Raw genomic sequence first — 17,014 nt, 5'->3', positions numbered from 1 at the left:
GATTTGTCGCACCCGACCTGGACAAATGTCCGATGAGTCGTTTCAAAGTGTTTAGTCCGGAAGGACTTTTCTTTCACCCGAACGAGCGGCAGGGTGTGACCACCGACGACGCGCCGCACACCGGTGGCGCTCAGCACCGGCGCACGACGAGAACGGGTCGCCCCCGCCCTCCGCGCCACCGCTCCCCTCGGACCTGCGGCCCTCGGGTCGCCTCGCCGGGCCACGCCCGGACCGTCCTCCCGCTGCATCGCCGACGGCGTCGGTCAGCTCGTCCCCACGTCAGGTCTGCAACAGGAGACCCATGTTCATCTTCATCCTCCAGCTACGCCACATGTTCGAGGGCCAGAACGAGATCTACCTCTTCGCGGTGTTCTCGACCCTCGTCTGGGCGCTCTGGGTCCTCAAGGTGGTGCTCTCGCGCCGCTACCGGCCCGTCACCGCGCCCTTCGACATCAGCACGAGCGTCGTCATCCCCGTGGTCGACGAGCCGCTCGACCTGTTCCGGGACGTCCTGCGCCGCATCGTCGACCAGCAGCCGGACGAGGTCATCGTCGTCATCAACGGCGCCCCGAACCCCGGGCTGGAGGCGGTCTGCGACGAGTTCGGCCCCCTCGTGCAGCGTGTCCACACCCCGATCCCCGGCAAGCGGAACGCCGTCATGATCGGCACCCAGATGTCCCGCGGCGACGTCACCGTGCTCGTCGACTCCGACACGGTGTGGACCGACGGCGCCCTCCCCGAGCTCCTCAAGCCCTTCGCCGACCCGAAGGTCGGCGGGGTCACCACCCGCCAGCGCATCCTCGAGCCGAACCGCTCCTGGATCACCCGCTGGGCCGACTGGCTCGAGAACACCCGCGCGCTGTACTCGATGCCCGCACAGTCCGTGCTGGGGCAGGTCGGCTGCCTGCCGGGCCGCACCATCGCGTTCCGGCGGCACATCCTCATGCAGGTCATGGACAAGTTCATGACCGAGAAGTTCCTGGGCGTCTTCCTCGAGGTCTCCGACGACCGCACCCTGACGAACCTCACGCTGAAGGCCGGCTACCGCACCGTCTACCAGCACACCAGCCTCGTCTACACCGACGCACCGCTGGAGCTGCGCAAGCTCTACAAGCAGCAGCTGCGCTGGTCGCGCGGCAGCCAGTACAACACCCTGCGCATGCTGCCCTGGATGCTCGGGCACGCCCCGGTGCTGGCGATCTTCTTCCTCGTCGACATCATCCTGCCGTTCCTGCTCTTCGGGACGATCGCCGGCTGGGTGTACCGCGCCGTGTCCGGCACGGGAGTGAACCTCTACCAGGCGCTCCTGCAGACCACGACCGGCCTGCAGGGCTGGGCGTGGGTCATCGGCCTGATGGTCGTCTCGTCGGTGCTGTCCATGGCGATCCGGCAGATCCGCCACCTGCAGGAGAAGCCCTCGGACTTCCTGCGGCTGCCCGTCTTCATCATCGTCTCGACGCTGTTCCTCATGCCGATCCGGCTCATCGGGTTCTTCCGCATGGCGCACGTCGCCGGGTGGGGGACCCGCGCGGGGGCGTACACGGCCGGGCAGCAGGACGCGGGAGACGCGGACCTCATGGCCGAGCTCGAGAGCGCCGGCGCGCACAGCGCGCCCGTCGACGTCGTCGACCGTCCCGGCGCGTCCGCACCGGGCGAGCCGGCCGCGGCACGCACGTCAGCCCTGCGTCCCGTGTACGCACCGGGCCGGGTCGCGCTGCGCACCGACGCCCGCACCCGCCCCCAGACGCAGGCCGCCCCGGCACCGCGCCGTCGGCCCAACCCCCTCGCCCTCGTCCCCTACACGATCGGTCTCCTGATGTTCGCACTCATGGCGGTGGTCTATGTCTGAGCGCACCGGCACGCACTGGTGGACGCTGACCGGACGCCTCGGCGTCGTCGGCCGGCTCGTCGCGGTGGTCCTCGCGCTCGCGCTCGGGGCCGTCACCGGCATCGTCTGGCTCTCCCCGTCCGGGACGGTCCCCGGGCCGCTGCGGACGGAGGCAGAGAAGCAGCTCCAGCAGGAGAACGCCGATCTCGCGGCGATCCTCGCGGACCGCGACGAGGAGATCGAGAACCTCAAGCGCTCGCAGGACAAGGCGGCGGCCGAGCGGGCCGCCGGCACCCAGAGCGGCAAGGAGAAGGCGGCGGCCGAGAAGGCCGCCGCGGCCGAGAAGGCAGCGGCCGACAAGGCCGCGGGCGAGCGGTCCGGCAGCGCGAAGGCCGCTGCCGAGAAGGTGGCCGCCGAGCAGGCCGGCAAGCAGAAGGCCGCGAGCGAGAGGTCCGCGGCCCAGGCGCGTGCCCAGCAGAAGGCCAGGCTCGAACGTCAGCTCGCCGAGGCGAAGGGCGACGCCGAGGGCGCCGCCATCCGCGAGGCGAACGCGCTGGCGCAGGTCGAGTTCGCGCGGCAGGCGGCCGCCGCACGTGCGGAGGCCGCGATGCCCGTGCGCCCGACGCCGCCCTCGAGGGACGCGATCGTGCACCCGACGGACCGGTACTTCGGCCTCTACACCGCCCAGTCACCGTTCTCCTGGTCGGAGCACGACCAGGTCGCGTCGACGGTCGGCGTGCAGCCGGACCTCGCCGGGTACTTCCAGGGCTGGGACACGCCGTTCCGGGCCGACGCCGTCACGCGCTCGTGGACCAAGGGCACGCTGCCCATGGTCACGTGGGAGTCCCGGCCCATGGACGCGAGCAACGGCGAGTCCGAGGCACCGGAGTACTCGCTGCCGCGCATCCTCGACGGCGCGTTCGACGACTACCTGCGTCAGTACGCACGGGACGTCACGGCGCTGGGCCTGCCCGTCGCGATCCGGCTGAACCACGAGATGAACGGGTCCTGGTACCCGTGGGCCGAGCTGGGCGTCAACGGCGCGCAGGTCAACGGCAACAACCGGGGCGACTTCGTCAAGGTGTGGCGGCACGTCCACGACATCTTCGAGGCCGAGGGTGCCAACGAGTACGCCGTCTGGGTGTGGTCGCCCAACATCGTCAACCGGCTGCCCAAGCTCAACCAGCCGCTCGAGTACACGCGGAGCCTGTACCCCGGCGACGAGTACGTCGACTGGGTCGGCCTGTCCGGCTACTACCGCCCGCCGTACGACGCGGACCAGACGCCGACGTTCTCGTGGACGTTCGACGCCTCGCTCGACCAGCTGCGCGCCATCACCGACAAGCCGATCCTCCTGGCGGAGATCGGGGCGTCGGAGTCCGGCGGCAACAAGGCCGCGTGGGTGACCGACCTGTTCGACGCGCTCGCGCGGCCGGAGAACGCCGACGTCATCGGGTTCGCCTGGTTCCACCACACCGTCACGACGGTCAGCGAGGGCCAGCTGGTCACCAACGACTGGCGCATCACCTCCCGCGGGGACTCGCAGCAGGCCTTCGTCGACGGCATCCACGACCCGACCGCCGGCTTCGTCCCCGGATCCTGACAGTCCTCACGCACGGGAGAGACACCATGAGCACCAAGCGCACCTCTACCACCACCCCCGCCGCAGAGTCCGCCGCGCAGCCCTTGCGACTGACCGTCTTCGGCACCGGCTACCTCGGCGCGACGCACGCCGTCGCCATGGCCGAGCTCGGCTTCGACGTCATCGGCGTCGACGTCGACCAGGCGAAGGTCGACGCGCTCGCGGCCGGCAAGGTGCCGTTCTTCGAGCCCGGGCTGCCGGAGCTGCTCGAGAAGAACCTGCAGACCGGCCGTCTGCGCTTCACGACGGACGCGGCGTCGGCCGTCGCCGGGGCGGACGTGCACTTCGTGTGCGTCGGCACGCCCCAGCAGCGCACGTCCCACGCGGCCAACCTCGCGTTCGTCGAGGCCGCGACCAGCGTCATCGCGCAGAACCTCACCCAGGACGCGGTCATCGTCGGCAAGTCGACCGTCCCGGTCGGCACGGCTGCCCGCCTGCGCGAGCTGGTCGCCGGGCTGGTCCCGGCGGGGGTCCAGGCGGAGCTCATCTGGAACCCCGAGTTCCTGCGCGAGGGCAAGGCCGTCGACGACACGCTCCACCCGGACCGGATCGTGCTGGGCGGGGCGTCGGCCAAGGCCGAGGCCGTCATGCGCGCCGTGTACGCCGGGCCCATCGCGGAGGGGTCGCCGGTCGTCGTCACGGACCTGCCGACGGCCGAGCTCGTCAAGGTCAGCGCCAACGCGTTCCTCGCGACCAAGATCTCGTTCATCAACGCGATCGCCGGCGTCTGCGAGGCCGCGGGCGCGGACGTCACGGTCCTCGCCGACGCCCTCGGCCACGACTCGCGGATCGGCCGGCAGTTCCTCGACGCGGGCCTGGGCTTCGGCGGGGGCTGCCTGCCCAAGGACATCCGTGCGCTCATGCACCGCGCCAACGAGCTCGGGGCGCACCGCGCCGGCGCGCTGCTGCAGCAGGTCGACGAGATCAACATGGGGCAGCGCGAGCGCGTCGTCGACATGGCGCTCGAGGCCTGCGGCGGCTCGGTGCTCAACAAGCGCGTCGGCGTCCTGGGTGCGGCGTTCAAGCCGCTGACGGACGACGTGCGCGACTCGCCGGCCCTCAACGTCGCCGCCGCGCTGCACCTGCGTGGTGCGCAGGTCACGGTGTACGACCCGGAGGCCGGGGACACCGCGCGGCGGGCCTTCCCGACGCTCGGCTACGGCGTGAGCGTCGAGGAGGCCGTGGAGGAGTGCGACGTGCTGCTGGTGCTCACCGAGTGGGACCAGTTCGTCGGCGCCGACCCGCAGCGCCTGGCGGGGCTGGCCCGCACCCCGCGCGTGATCGACGCCCGCGGCAAGCTCGCGGCCGCCGAGTGGCGCGCCGCGGGCTGGGAGTTCACGGGTCTGGGCCGCCTCGCGGCCTGACCCCCACGACCGCCGGGCCGACCTCCCGCCCCCCGCAGGAGGCCGGCCCGGCTCCCCCCTGGTGAGAGAGCAATCCAGTCACGTCGTCGAACTGGATTGCTCTCTCACCATCTGGGGGTGGGACTGGATTGCTCTCTCGCCCCCGCCAGGAAGCCGGCCCGGCTCCACCCCTGATGGTGAGAGTGCAATCCAGTCACCTTCGCCGGACTGGATTGCACTGTCACCACCAGGGGTGGGACTGGATTGCACTGTCACCACCTGGGGGTGGGCTGGATTGGTCTCTCACCACCTGGGGGTGGGCTGGATTGCTCTCTCGCCAGGTGGTGAGAGAGCAATCCAGTTCCAGGGGGTCAGGACTGCAGGGCCTGGGAGACGACGTCCTTGGCGGCCTCCTGCACCTGGGCCAGGTGCTCGGGGGAGACGAAGGACTCGGCGTAGATCTTGTAGACGTCCTCGGTGCCCGACGGTCGCGCGGCGAACCAGGCGTTGTCCGTCGTCACCTTCAGCCCGCCGATCGCGGCGTCGTTGCCCGGCGCGGCGGTCAGCTTGGCGGTGATCGGCTCACCGGCGAGCTCGGTCGCCGTGACCTGCTCGGGCGACAGGGCGGCGAGCGTGGCCTTCTGCTCGCGCGTGGCGGCCGCGTCGACGCGCGCGTACCAGGACTGCCCGAACCGGTCGACGAGCTCGGCGTGGTGCTGCGACGGGCTCTTCCCCGTGGTCGCGAGGATCTCCGAGGCGAGCAGCGCCGGGACGATCCCGTCCTTGTCGGTCGTCCACACCGTGCCGTCCGTGCGCAGGAACGACGCCCCGGCGGACTCCTCGCCGCCGAACCCGACGGACCCGTCGATGAGGCCCGGCACGAACCACTTGAACCCGACCGGCACCTCGAGCAGGCGGCGGTCCAGCGACGCGGCGACGCGGTCGATGAGCGACGACGACACCAGCGTCTTGCCGATGGCCGTCGCCGCGGGCCAGCCCGGGCGCGCGCCGCCGTACAGGTACGCGATCGCGACGGCGAGGTAGTGGTTGGGGTTCATCAGCCCCGCGTCGGGGGTCACGATGCCGTGCCGGTCGGAGTCCGCGTCGTTGCCCGTCGCGATGTCGAACGGCGCGCGGCCGTCGGCGCCCGGCTGCATGCGCTCCAGCAGGGACGCCATCGCGTACGGCGACGAGCAGTCCATGCGGATCTTCCCGTCCCAGTCCAGCGTCATGAAGGACCACTGCGGGTCGACCTGCGGGTTGACGACCGTGAGGTCGAGCCCGTACCGCTCGCCGATCTCGCCCCAGTACTCGACCGACGCACCGCCGAGGGGGTCCGCGCCGATGCGCACGCCCGCGGCGCGGATCGCCTCGAGGTCGACGACGTTGGCGAGGTCGTCGACGTACGACGTGAGGTAGTCGTGCTTGCGCGTCGTGTCGGCGGCCAGCGCCCGCTCGATGCCGACACGACGCACGTCGCGCCACCCGGTCCGCAGGATCTCGTTGGCGCGGTCGGCGATCCAGCCGGTCGCCTCGGAGCCCGCGGGGCCGCCGTGCGGCGGGTTGTACTTGAAGCCGCCGTCGCGCGGCGGGTTGTGCGACGGGGTCACGACGATGCCGTCGGCCAGCCCCGGGCCGTGCGTCCGGACGCCGGCTGCCGTGCCCGCGCCGTTGTGCCGCAGGATCGCGAGCGACACCGCGGGCGTCGGCGTCCACGAGTCGCGGGCGTCGACGTGCACCTCGACGCCCGCGGCGGCCAGGACCTCGAGGGCCGTCGTGAACGCGGGCTCGGACAGCCCGTGGGTGTCGCGGCCGATGAACAGGGGGCCGTCGGTGCCCTGCCCGCGGCGGTACTCCACGATCGCCGCCGTGATCGCCACGATGTGGGCCTCGTTGAACGCGCCGTCGAGCGACGAGCCGCGGTGGCCCGACGTGCCGAAGGCCACCCGCTGGGCGGGGTCGTCGAGGTCGGGAACGCGGTCGTGGTACGCCGTGAGCAGGGCATCGAGGTCGACGAGGTCGGAAGGCTGGGCGGGGGTGCCGGCGCGCGGATCCATGTCCTGATCCTCCCGCAGCGCGGGGTGTGCGCGCACCCTCGGCGGTCGAACGGTGAACAGGTCGGTAGGGTGCACGCATGGCCAAGAACACCCCCGAGTTCGTGCTGCGCCCGTTCGAGGGCCTGCCCGGTGAGCCCGACTGGGTCGCGCTGCGCGAGCTCGTCCCCGCTGCGACCGCGACCGCCCGCACCACCGCCGAGCACGGCGCGCGCGACGTCGTCGTGACGACCGTGCTGCCCAACAGCTGGGCCGCGCTGCACCGCGCCGACGGGGTCGTCCTCGTCGCGCTGCAGACGGGCACGAGCTCGGGCGACGCGAGCCGCGACGTCGCGACGGCGCTGCTCGAGGCGCTCGACGCCGAGCCGGGCACCGCCGTCGAGACGATCGGCCTGCCCACCCCGGGCCCCCGCCTGCAGGACGTGCTCGACCTGTCGGTCCCCTTCGAGGTGACGGTCCACGACAGCTTCTCCTACTGGCTGGACCCGAGCACCGAGGTCACCCCCGAGCTGCAGGCCGCGATGGAGGAGGCCGACGCCGGCATCGTCGACACGCGTCGCCTGACGTCCGCCGAGTCCGCCTACTGGTGCCGCATGGGTGCCCGCGAGTACCTGCGGTGGGCGCAGCCCGCCGACGAGCAGGTCGTCCTCGACGGCCTGTCGCGGCTGCACGCACGCCGGGAGTCCGGCTTCGACGACGCCAAGTTCATCGGCTACTTCCGTGCCGCCGGCATCGTCGTGCCGGTGTGGGAGCTGGCCCGCGGGTCCGAGGCCGACGACATCGAGAAGCCCGTCGCCGACTTCGTGCCGCGCCTCCAGGCCGCGATGGCCGACGAGACGCCGCTCGACGCGAACGCACGTCGCGCGCGTGCCGGGCTCGTGGCCCGGCAGGTCACGCTGCGCTGAACGGGCGTGGCGGGCGTCCCGTGAGGCGATCTGCTGCCGGGGGTCGATAGGGTGGGCACCGTGACACGCACGGGGAGCGAGGACGGCCGTCCGGTGGCCGACGCGGCCCCCGGCACACCTCCCGACGCCTCCGACGAGCGCGCGGCCCGCGTGGCCCGCGGTCACAAGCAGCGTCAGCGCGTCGCCGTGATCATCCCGGCCAAGGACGAGTCGCGGCGGATCGCCGCGACCGTCCGCTCGGCGCGCGCCATCCCGCACGTGGACCTCGTCCTCGTCGTGGACGACGGCTCGGAGGACAACACCCAGCACGTCGCGCGCGAGGCCGGGGCCGTGGTCGTGCGGCACTCGCACAACCGCGGCAAGGCCGCGGCGATGGAGACGGGTGCCGCCGTCGTCGCGATGCGTGACGCCCCGGACCGCCCGCCGCGCCACCTGCTGTTCATCGACGGCGACCTCGCCGACACGGCCGTCAACACCGCGCCCCTCGTGGCGCCGGTGCTCGACGGCATCGCGGACCTGACCATCGCGCTGCTGCCGCCGCAGCCGGGAGCCGGGGGACGGGGCATCGTCGTCGGCGCCGCGCGGCGTGCCATCGCGTCGATGACGGGGTGGACCCCCACGCAGCCGCTGTCCGGCATGCGCTGCCTGACGCGCGAGGCGTTCGAGGCGGCGACCCCGCTCGCCCGCGGGTGGGGCGTCGAGACGGGCATGACGATCGACCTGCTGCGCCTCGGGTTCCGCGTCCTGGAGGTGCCGTGCGAGCTGCGCCACCGGCCGTCGGGCAGCGACCTCAAGGGCCAGCTGCACCGGGCGGCGCAGTACCGCGACGTGCAGCTCGCCGTGAGCGCCCGCCGGGCACGCGCGGCCGCGTCGAGCGTCAGGCAGACGGTCGCGCCGCGGGAGCGTCCCGGACGCTGACCTCGGCCTCCTCCGGGCGGGTGTCGAGCCGCCACTGGGCGGCCGCGGCCACCAGGCAGGGAACCGCGAGCGCGATGCCGGTCGCCGGGACCACGATGCCGGAGTCGTTCATGAGGAAGCCGACCGTCAGGGCGGCACCGGTCGCGGCCACCGCGGGCCGCAGCAGCGGCACCGAACGCTGCAGGCCCGCCAGCGGTGACCCGGCGCCCAGCAGCCCGCCGCCGCGCGCGCGGGGGCCGGCGAGCACGAGCCACGTGAGCGCGACGCCCCCGATCGCGAGCACGAGGTAGCGCCACGAGCTGAGCACGCGCAGGTTGGCGGACAGCTTGCGCCCGAGGACGTCCCACAGGCCGCCGTCGAGCACGGTCGCCAGGAACCGGCCGAGGTGGGTGCGGTCGGACACCGGCCGCATGTAGTCGAAGAACGCGAAGCCCAGGACCACGGCGGCACCGACCGCCCCGACGAGGAGCACGAGCCGCCACGAGACGCGGCGCCCGCTGACGGCCACCGCCAGCATGGCGAACGCGAGGATGATCGCCGGCGGCCCGCCGAAGTCCGCACCCCACATGGGTGCGCCGTCGACCGCGACGACGACCGCGCCGAGCGCGACGACCGCCCAGACGGCGAGGCGGTGCCGACCGGTGCGCACCAGCCAGTCCGCCACGACGACGGCGAGCAGCACGCCCGCGGCGGTGATCAGCGCGAACGCCTGGTTGCTCATGCCGTAGAACCGCGCGGCCATGATGCGGTGCGCACCCATCGGGGAGTCGATCACCAGGTTCGACCCGGTGACGGCGTCGACGGCCAGCGTCACGACGGTGACGCCGGCGACCACGCCGGCAGGGCCGAGCACGTGCCGGCGCCAGGGGCCGGCCAGCGCCGCCACCGTGATCACGGCGACCCACCCCAGCAGGGCGGACCAGAAGCCGACCCCCGGGCGGTCCGCGCGCCACCAGGGCACGAGCCCGACGAGGAACGACGCGACGGGGGCCGCACCGAGTGCCAGGGCGCTGACCTGCAGGACGCGCAGCGCGGGGCGCAGGGGGGCGCGGTCGGCGCGGCCCCGCGTGACGAGCAGGATCGCGGCGGCGACGAACAGCACGGCCTGCGCCAGCACCAGCCACGCCCAGTAGGAGCCGGACACGCGCGTCACGGCGCCGGCCTCCTGCTGCACGTCGAGCAGCCGCGCGACGCGTTCCGCGCCGGTGGCGGCGCCGGGCACGGGCACCATCTGCGCACCGGGCAGGGCGGGCGCCTCGTCCTGCAGCAGGAGCAGCGACAGCAGCGTGGGGGTGACGTCGGTGACCTGGACGACGCCCGGCTGACGCGTCGAGCCCGACGTCAGCTGGTCGGCCTCGTACGGGGGGCCGAGCGGCCGGGGCCCGAGCGCGACCGCGAGCTGCAGCCCGTTGCGGCCCGAGTCGGCCAGCGAGACGACCAGCACGGTCGCGTCGTGGCCGGCCAGGCCGTCGAGCACCGCGCCGATCCGTGCGTCGACCCGCACCGCCTGCTGGGCGCGCGTCGGCTCGACGATGGACTCGGCTCCGGGCAGGTCGTCGTCGCCCCCGTCCAGCCCGGGCAGGTCGGCGTCCGGCGCGGCCGAGGGGGAGCTGGTGGGCAGGCGGGCGACGGTCGCGTACCCCGGGTCGCGGATGACGCCGGCGTCGACGACGAGCAGGTCGGAGCCGGCGGCGGCCCGCACGGCCTGCTGGAGCGCGCGCGGCTCGGAGGGGACGGGCTCGTGCACGCCGGAGGGTGTCCCGTCGGACGTCGCGAGCGCGATCGCGGCGCCGGGGCCGAAGCCGGTCGCCTCGGTGCCCGTGCGGGCCAGCAGGTCACCCAGGAGGCCCGGCCGGGCACCGTACGACGCGGACCCGGCGGCGGCGAGGTAGTCCTCCCAGCCGGGCACGACCCCGGACTCGCCCGGGTCGCGCAGCGTGCGGCACCTGCGGTCGTCGGCCTCGACGTCGGCCGCGCGGTTGCCGGACGACACCGCGAGCCAGCCGTCCGCGGGGCACCCGCGCGCGCGGACGGACCGCGTGGCGACCACCCCGACGGACCCCTCGCGCGACAGGTCCCACAGCGCGGGCGTCGTCAGCGCGCCGACGTCGTCCCACCGCAGCCCCGCGACGCCGACGAGCACGACGGGTCCCGGGACGGGCTCGGGCACGGCGGGGTCGAGCGCCTGCGCGGGCGGGCCCAGCAGCACCGCGACCGCGGCGAGCAGGGCAGCGGCGAGCGCGCGCAGGGAACGGGGCACCGTCCCAGGGTACGTGCGCCGACTAGGCTCGGCGGGGCCGCGCGCGCGGTCCCGCCACGTCCGGCGCCCTCGGGTGCCGCGCGGCGCACGAGCCGACGGGCGCCGCCCGCGGGTGGGGAGGTCGATCGCCGTGCTGCGCTACGCGTACCTCGGGCCGGCGGGCACGTTCACGGAGGAGGCGCTGCGTCAGGTCGCGTCCCCCGACGACGCCGTGTACCTGCCGCAGACGGACGTCGGCTCCGCGATCGCCGCCGTCCGCTCCGGTGAGGCGGACCGCGCGGTCGTCGCGATCGAGTCGACCGCCGAGGGCGGCGTGACGGCCACCCTGGACTCGCTCGCCACGGGTGCGCCGCTGGTGCTCCTGCGCGAGGTGCTCGTGCCCGTGCAGTTCACGCTGGTGGGGGCGCCCGGCACCCGGCTCGCGGACGTCCGGCGCATCGCGGCGCACCCGCACGCCTGGGTGCAGTGCCGGCGCTGGCTCGCGGCGCACCTGCCGGGTGCGGTGCACGTGCCCGCGACGAGCAACACCGCGCCGGCGGCGCTGCTGGCCGAGGCCGGGGACGACGCCGCCGCGCTGCGGGCGCTCGCGTTCGACGCGGCGCTCGTGCCGCCCGCGGCCGTCGGCACGTACGGGCTCGAGCCGTTGGCGGAGCGGGTCGCCGACAACCCCTCGGCGCTCACGCGGTTCGTCGTCGTGGGGCCTCCCGGCGACGTGCCGGCGCCGACGGGCGCGGACAAGACCACCCTCGTGGTGCACCTGCCGGACAACGAGGCCGGCGCGCTGCTGGCGATGCTCGAGCAGTTCGCCGTGCGGGGCGTGAACCTGTCACGCATCGAGTCGCGCCCCATCGGTGACGCCCTGGGGCGGTACTCGTTCTCGATCGACGCCGAGGGGCACGTGACGGACGAGCGCATGGGCGAGGTGCTCATGGGTCTGCACCGCAGGTGCCCGTACGTGCGCTTCCTCGGGTCCTACCCGCGCGCCGACGCGGTCGCGCCGTCCGTGCACGTCGGGACGTCGGACGCCGACTTCGTCGAGGCGCGGGCGTGGCTGGACCGGCTGCGCACGGGCGACGGGACCTGAGCGGAGGACGCCGACCGACCGGCCGGCGTGGGCCTCAGCCCGCGACGCGTACGACGAGGGCGCCGGGGTCCACCCGGGCCGTGACCTCGCTGGCCCGGCCGACGATGTCGCCGTCGACCTGGACGTGCTCACCGCCGGGCACCACGATCCGCACGCTGCGGGCGCGCGAGTGGTCGATGCGGCCCATCTTGGCCGGCAGGTCGTTGCGCACGCCGACGCCCTGGAGCACGACCTCGCCGAACAGCTGTGCCCACCCCGCGATGCCGCCGCGGGTGTCGATGGCGGCGATGTCCAGCACGCCGTCGTCGAGGATCGCGTCGGGCAGCAGGGTGATCCCGCCGGGGAGCTTGCCGCAGTTGCCGATGAGCAGGCTGCGGGCGCGCAGCTGCTGGACCGGCTGGTCGTCCAGCGTGAGGCGGATCCGCAGGCGGCGCCCGTGCAGGTGGCGCACGCCCGCCATGAAGTACGCGATCCAGCCGACCTTCGCCTTGAGGTTGTCGTCGGTGTCGGCGACCATCGCGGCGTCGAACCCGAGGCCGGCGATGACCAGGAAGATGTGGTCGCGCGGCACCTCGGCGTCGTCCGGCAGGTCGTCGGCGGCCTCGGCGATGTCGTCGTCGAGCTCCGACTCCCAGCGCTCGGCACGCAGCCAGCCGACGTCGATGGGCTTGTCGGTGCCGTCGAGCGCGAGCTGCAGGGCCGCGAGCGGGTCGTTGAGGGGCACGTCGAGGTTGCGGGCGAGCAGGTTGCCCGTGCCCAGCGGCATGAGGCCCATGGGGACGCCCGTGCCGGCCAGCGCCTCGGCGACCGCGCGCACGGTGCCGTCGCCGCCCACGGCGACGACCAGGTCCGCGCCGGCCTCGACGGCCTGCCGCGCCTGCCCGACGCCGGGGTCCTCCACCGTCGTCTCGAGCCACATGGGCTCGGGCAGGTACTGCTCGGAGGCGGCCTTGCGGACGGCGGCGCGCAGCTCGGCCACGTCCGGCTTCGACGGGTTGGCGACGAACGCGACGAGCTGGCCGGGCGGCTGCTGGGCCGCCGCGGCGACCGCGGGTGCCGACCCGGCGAGCCCCGCCCGGAGGCGTCGCTGCTGCTGCCAGACCCACAGGCCCAGCCCCACGGCGACGAGCGCCAGCACACCAGCGACCACCGCGACCCACGCGACCCATGACATGGCGGGCAATCTACGGGTGCGCGGGACTTCCCGCAGGCCGGGCGGGCCACCTCACGGCGGGCGAGCGCGACGGGCGGGCGGCCGGCAGGGGATGTCGGCGGGAATGGGGTGGTCGCGGTCGGTAGTGTCGGGGGGTGATCGATCTGCAGCTTCTGCGCCAGGACCCCGACCTCGTGCGAGCCAGCCAGGTGGCGCGCGGCGAGGACCCGCACCTCGTCGACGAGGTGCTCGACGCCGACGCGCTGCGCCGCTCCTCGCTCACCGAGTACGAGACGCTGCGGGCCGAGCAGAAGTCGCTGGGCAAGCAGGTCGCGGCCGCGTCGGGCGACGAGAAGCAGGCTCTGCTCGCGCACACCAAGGACCTCGCGGCCCGCGTCAAGGCGCTCCAGGCCGACGCGTCGGCCGCCGAGGAGCGCGCGGTGGAGCTGGCGCGCCGGATCGGCAACGTCATCGAGGACGGCGTGCCCAGCGGCGGTGAGGACGACTACGTGGTCCTCGAGCACGTCGGCACGCCGCGGGACCTCGCGGCCGAGTACGGGCCGGACTTCGTCGTGCGGGACCACCTCGACCTGGGCGAAGGGCTGCGCGCGATCGACACCGAGCGCGGCGCCAAGGTCTCGGGCTCGAGGTTCTACTTCCTCACCGGCGTCGGCGCGCGGCTCGAGCTCGCGCTGCTCAACGCCGCGATGGACCTGGCGCTGCGCAACGGCTTCACCCCGACCATCACCCCGACGCTCGTCAAGCCGGAGATCATGGCCGGCACCGGCTTCCTGGGCGCGCACGCCGACGAGATCTACCGGCTCGAGGCGGACGACCTGTACCTCGTCGGGACGAGCGAGGTCGCGCTCGCGGGCTACCACTCGGGCGAGATCCTCGACCTGGCGGACGGTCCGCTGCGGTACGCCGGCTGGAGCGCCTGCTACCGCCGCGAGGCCGGGTCGTACGGCAAGGACACCCGCGGCATCATCCGCGTGCACCAGTTCCACAAGGTCGAGGCGTTCGTCTGGACGCGCCCCGAGGACGCCGCCGACGAGCATCGGCGGATCCTCGCGTGGGAGAAGGAGATGCTCGCGCTCGCCGAGCTGCCGTACCGCGTCATCGACACCGCCGCGGGCGACCTGGGCTCGAGCGCCGCGCGCAAGTTCGACTGCGAGGCGTGGCTGCCGAGCCAGCAGCGGTGGATGGAGGTCACGTCGACGTCCAACTGCACGACGTTCCAGGCGCGGCGCCTAGGCGTGCGCGAGCGCACGCAGGACGGCACGCGCACGGTCGCCACGCTCAACGGGACGCTCGCCACGACGCGCTGGATCGTGGCGGTCCTCGAGAACCACCAGCAGGCGGACGGGTCGGTCCGGGTCCCGGAAGGGCTGCGGCCGTACCTCGGGGGTCTCGAGGTCCTGGAGCCGGTCCGGTGAGCCGCACGCGGCTCGTCGCGCTCGACGTCGACGGCACGCTGATGTCGTACGACGGGGTCATCAGCGACGACGTGCGGACCGCGGTGACGGCCCTGGTCGACGGCGGCGTCCACGTGGTGCTGTCCACGGGGCGCGCGGCGCACTCGGCGACCGCGGTCGCCCGCGACCTGGGCCTGACCGGCGGCTGGGCGGTGTGCTCGAACGGAGCCGTCACCGTCCGGCTGGACGCCGACGAGCCCGCCGGCTGGACGGTGGTCCGCTCCGTGACGTTCGACCCCGGGCCGGCGCTGCGCGCGATCGCCCTCGAGCTGCCCGACGCGCTGTACGCGGTCGAGGACCTGGGCGTCGGGTTCCGCGTGTCGGCGCCGTTCCCGCCCGGCGAGCTCAGCGGTGAGCACACCGTCGTGAGCTTCGACGAGCTCGCCGCGACGCCCGCCACGCGCGTCGTCATCCGCGCGCCGCAGAGCACGCCCGAGGAGTTCCACTCGCTGGTCGAGCGGGTCGGGCTGCACGAGGTCACGTACGCCGTCGGCTGGACGGCGTGGCTCGACCTCACACCCGGCGGCGTCTCGAAGGCGTCCGCGCTGGAGGACGTGCGCCGCGAGCTGCGCGTCGAGCCGCACCAGACGCTCGCCATCGGCGACGGCGAGAACGACGTCGAGATGCTGCGCTGGGCCGCGTGCGGGGTCGCCATGGGGCACGCCGGCGACACGGTGCGCGCGGCGGCGGACGAGGTCACGGGCACGATCGAGGACGACGGCGCGGTCGCGGTCCTGCGGCGCGTCCTGGCCTGAACGCACCGCCGACGCGCGCGGAACCGCCCCGTGTGACCGAATCGTGACCCGATCGTCCGGTGATTTGGCTTGCGGCGACGTCGCGGACGGCGTTGGGTCGTCTCGCCGGTATCCGAGACGACGACGTTGGGGGATCGATGAGGCAGATGCGCAAGCGCGCGGGCGTGCTGGCCGTGGGGGCCGTGGCAGCGCTCGCGCTGACGGCCTGCACCACGGGCGACGGTGACACGCCGGGCGGCACCGCGGACGGCGGTGCCGAGGAGGTCGAGGTCGACTGCACCGACTTCGAGCAGTACGGCGACCTGAACGGCAAGACGATCACGATCTACGCCGGGATCGTCGCACCCGAGGACACGCCCTACATGACGTCGTTCGAGCCCTTCGAGGAGTGCACGGGCGCCACGGTCGACTACCAGGCCGACAAGCAGTTCGAGCAGCAGATCCTGGTGCGCGCGCAGGCGGGCAACACGCCGGACATCGCGATCGTCCCGCAGCCCGGTCTGCTCGCCCAGCTCGTCGCGACGGGCACGGTCGTGCCCGCACCCGAGGGCGTCGCGGCGAACGTCGACGAGTTCTTCGGCGAGGCGTGGAAGGACCTGGGCACGGTCGACGGCACGTTCTACGCCGCACCGTCCGGTGCGAGCGTCAAGTCGCTGGTCTGGTACTCGCCGACCCAGTTCGAGGAGAACGGGTACGAGGTCCCCGAGACGCTCGACGACCTCATGGCCCTGACCGAGCAGATCGCGGCGGACGGCAACAACAAGCCGTGGTGCGCGGGCATCGCCTCCGGCGAGGCCACCGGCTGGCCGCTGACCGACTGGGTCGAGGACTTCGTCCTGCGCGTGGGCGGGCCCGACGTGTACGACCAGTGGGTCGCCCACGAGATCCCGTTCAACTCCGAGGTCCCGACCCAGGCGCTCGACGCCGTGGGCGAGTACCTGAAGAACCCGGACTTCGTGAACGGCGGCATCGGCGACGTGTCGACGATCGCGACGACCGCGTTCCAGGACGCCGGCCTGCCGATCGTCGACGGCCAGTGCTCGCTGCACCGCATGGCCTCGTTCTACGCGGCGAACTTCCCCGAGGGCACCGAGGTGGCGGAGGACGGCGACGTCTTCGCGTTCTACCTGCCGTCGGAGGACACGTCGACGAAGCCCGTGCTCGGCGCCGGTGAGTTCGTCGTGTCGTTCGCGGACCGCCCCGAGGTGCAGGCGCTCCTCGAGTTCTGGTCGACCGACACGTGGGCCAACCTCAAGGCGGCGGCGTCGTCCGAGGAGACCGGCGGTGGCTGGATCACCGCGAACAGCGGCCTGGACACCGCGAACCTGGTGAACCCGATCGACCTGCTCTCGGCCGAGATCCTGCTGGACCCGGCGTCCGAGTTCCGGTTCGACGGCTCCGACCAGATGCCCGCCGCCGTCGGCACGGGTGCGTTCTGGCGCGAGTCGACCGCGTGGATCACGGGGCAGTCCACCGCGGACACCCTGACGAAGATCGAGGCTGCCTGGCCCTGATCGGCGACGTGACCGGACTGCTCCTCCGGCCCCGGGCGACCACGCCCGTGGCACGGGGGAGCGGTCCGGTCCGCGCTGGGCTC

Annotated in this window: 12 protein-coding genes; 9 read left to right on the top strand and 3 right to left on the bottom strand. The window is 73.6% G+C overall.

The features are described from left to right. The first annotated feature begins 301 nt into the window (after positions 1-301). Genes NP075_RS17000 through NP075_RS16990 form a run of 3 tightly spaced genes read left to right on the top strand, consistent with a single transcriptional unit; the run spans position 302 to position 4,834 of the window. The gene (locus tag NP075_RS17000) at positions 302-1,849 is read left to right on the top strand and encodes a glycosyltransferase family 2 protein (RefSeq protein ID WP_227565848.1); all 1,548 of its coding nucleotides are present in this window, start codon (positions 302-304) and stop codon (positions 1,847-1,849) included. Further along, positions 1,842-3,431: a glycoside hydrolase family 26 protein gene (locus NP075_RS16995; RefSeq protein WP_227565846.1), complete on the top strand. Its 1,590-nt coding sequence runs from the start codon at positions 1,842-1,844 to the stop codon at positions 3,429-3,431. Before NP075_RS17000 ends, NP075_RS16995 begins: the two co-directional genes overlap by 8 nt. Positions 3,432-3,457: 26 nt before the next feature. Continuing rightward, positions 3,458-4,834: a UDP-glucose dehydrogenase family protein gene (locus tag NP075_RS16990; protein ID WP_227565844.1), complete on the top strand. Its 1,377-nt coding sequence runs from the start codon at positions 3,458-3,460 to the stop codon at positions 4,832-4,834. Between the two features lie 350 nt (positions 4,835-5,184). Here NP075_RS16990 and pgm read toward each other — a convergent pair whose 3' ends face one another. Continuing rightward, positions 5,185-6,870: a phosphoglucomutase (alpha-D-glucose-1,6-bisphosphate-dependent) gene (gene pgm / locus NP075_RS16985; protein ID WP_256791275.1), complete on the bottom strand. Its 1,686-nt coding sequence runs from the start codon at positions 6,868-6,870 to the stop codon at positions 5,185-5,187. A 77-nt stretch (positions 6,871-6,947) separates the two neighbouring features. Here pgm and NP075_RS16980 point away from each other — a divergent pair, with 77 nt between their 5' ends. Together NP075_RS16980 and NP075_RS16975 are read left to right on the top strand one after the other, a co-directional pair. Continuing rightward, positions 6,948-7,772, top strand: a complete 825-nt coding sequence (locus NP075_RS16980) for a DUF5926 family protein (protein WP_227565842.1) — start codon at positions 6,948-6,950, stop codon at positions 7,770-7,772. A 60-nt stretch (positions 7,773-7,832) separates the two neighbouring features. Further along, entirely contained in the window at positions 7,833-8,690 is an 858-nt protein-coding gene (locus tag NP075_RS16975) for a glycosyltransferase family 2 protein (RefSeq protein ID WP_372456742.1), read from the top strand. Here the strand turns inward: NP075_RS16975 and NP075_RS16970 are convergent. Beyond that, positions 8,650-10,950, bottom strand: a complete 2,301-nt coding sequence (locus NP075_RS16970; protein WP_227565841.1) for a hypothetical protein — start codon at positions 10,948-10,950, stop codon at positions 8,650-8,652. The genes NP075_RS16975 and NP075_RS16970 overlap by 41 nt on opposite strands. A 133-nt stretch (positions 10,951-11,083) precedes the next feature. Here NP075_RS16970 and pheA point away from each other — a divergent pair, with 133 nt between their 5' ends. After that, positions 11,084-12,034 (top strand): prephenate dehydratase, encoded by a 951-nt coding sequence (pheA, locus tag NP075_RS16965; protein ID WP_227565984.1) that lies wholly within the window; start codon positions 11,084-11,086, stop codon positions 12,032-12,034. Positions 12,035-12,068: 34 nt separating this feature from the next. Here the strand turns inward: pheA and NP075_RS16960 are convergent, their stop codons facing one another. Then, the gene (locus NP075_RS16960) at positions 12,069-13,208 is read right to left on the bottom strand and encodes a diacylglycerol/lipid kinase family protein (RefSeq protein ID WP_227565840.1); all 1,140 of its coding nucleotides are present in this window, start codon (positions 13,206-13,208) and stop codon (positions 12,069-12,071) included. Positions 13,209-13,342: 134 nt separating this feature from the next. Between NP075_RS16960 and serS the strand changes: the two genes are divergently transcribed. From serS to NP075_RS16945, 3 genes are all read left to right on the top strand, one after another. Continuing rightward, the gene (gene serS, locus NP075_RS16955) at positions 13,343-14,623 is read left to right on the top strand and encodes a serine--tRNA ligase (RefSeq protein ID WP_227565839.1); all 1,281 of its coding nucleotides are present in this window, start codon (positions 13,343-13,345) and stop codon (positions 14,621-14,623) included. Continuing rightward, positions 14,620-15,417, top strand: coding sequence for an HAD family hydrolase (locus NP075_RS16950; RefSeq protein ID WP_227565838.1), 798 nt, complete (start codon positions 14,620-14,622; stop codon positions 15,415-15,417). The genes serS and NP075_RS16950 overlap by 4 nt, the downstream gene beginning before the upstream one ends. A 137-nt stretch (positions 15,418-15,554) precedes the next feature. Further along, positions 15,555-16,931 carry an ABC transporter substrate-binding protein gene (locus NP075_RS16945; protein ID WP_227565837.1) on the top strand — a complete coding sequence of 459 codons (1,377 nt, stop codon included), beginning with the start codon at positions 15,555-15,557 and terminating at the stop codon, positions 16,929-16,931. The last annotated feature ends 83 nt before the right edge of the window (positions 16,932-17,014 follow it).

Origin of the sequence: Cellulomonas wangsupingiae, from assembly GCF_024508275.1 — a bacterium.
Lineage (GTDB): Bacteria > Actinomycetota > Actinomycetes > Actinomycetales > Cellulomonadaceae > Cellulomonas > Cellulomonas wangsupingiae.
Note: the sequence above shows the minus strand (reverse complement) of the source record. Positions and strands in the feature narration are given on the sequence as shown.